The sequence below is a fragment of the Flavobacterium myungsuense genome, assembly GCF_042677265.1.
GTDB classification, from domain to species: Bacteria; Bacteroidota; Bacteroidia; order Flavobacteriales; family Flavobacteriaceae; genus Flavobacterium; species Flavobacterium myungsuense.
The window spans coordinates 1-747 of sequence record NZ_JBHTIZ010000008.1; the positions used below are offsets into that span (position 1 = coordinate 1).

At 42.2% G+C, this 747-nt stretch carries 1 protein-coding gene; it reads right to left on the minus strand.

All coding sequences use genetic code 11. From position 1 onward, the window contains the following. Positions 1-747 (minus strand): hypothetical protein (locus tag ACFQ0S_RS03100; RefSeq protein ID WP_379819047.1); only part of this gene is annotated, 747 nt, incomplete at both ends.

Consider the following 747-nt stretch of genomic DNA (forward strand, 5'->3'; position numbering starts at 1 on the left):
ACTGTTGCTAATGGCGTTCCTTCAAAATCTAATCGAGAAGGGTTTCCTGAACAAACCGTTGGCGTTTTAGTAGAAATTGATGCAGTAGGTATTGGTTTTAGTGTTACAGTTCCTGAAGCTGAAGTACTCTTACAACTGGTTGTCAAATTCGTGATTGTAACGGTATAGGCTCCTTCAATTGTTGTTGTAAACGAGGCAACATTTCCTGGATTAGTGACTCCCGCTGGTACTTCCCATTCATAGGTATAGGTTCCTGCTATTGCTGGGGTTGCGGTTAGTGTTGCTGTCTCTCCCGGACATATGGACGGACTGTTTAAACTTACTGTTGGTAAAAGTTTTAAAGTTACTGTTCCTGTGGCTATAGCACTCTTACAAGTTGTTGTCAAATTTGTTATTGTAACGGTATAGGTTCCTGCAATTGTTGTCGGAAATGAAGCAACATTACCTGGATTAGTAACTCCCGATGGCACTTCCCATTCATAGGTATAGGTTCCTGCTATTGCTGGTGTAGCCGTTAGTGTTGCTGTCTCTCCCGGACATATCGACGGACTGTTTAAACTTACTGTTGGTAAAAGTTTTAACGTTACTGTTCCTGTGGCTATAGTACTATTACAGCTGGTTGTCAAATTCGTGATTGTAACGGTATAGGTTCCTGCAATTGTTGTCGAAAATGAAGCAACATTCCCCGGATTAGTGACTCCCGCTGGTACTTCCCATTCATAGGTATAGGTTCCTGCTATTGCTGGT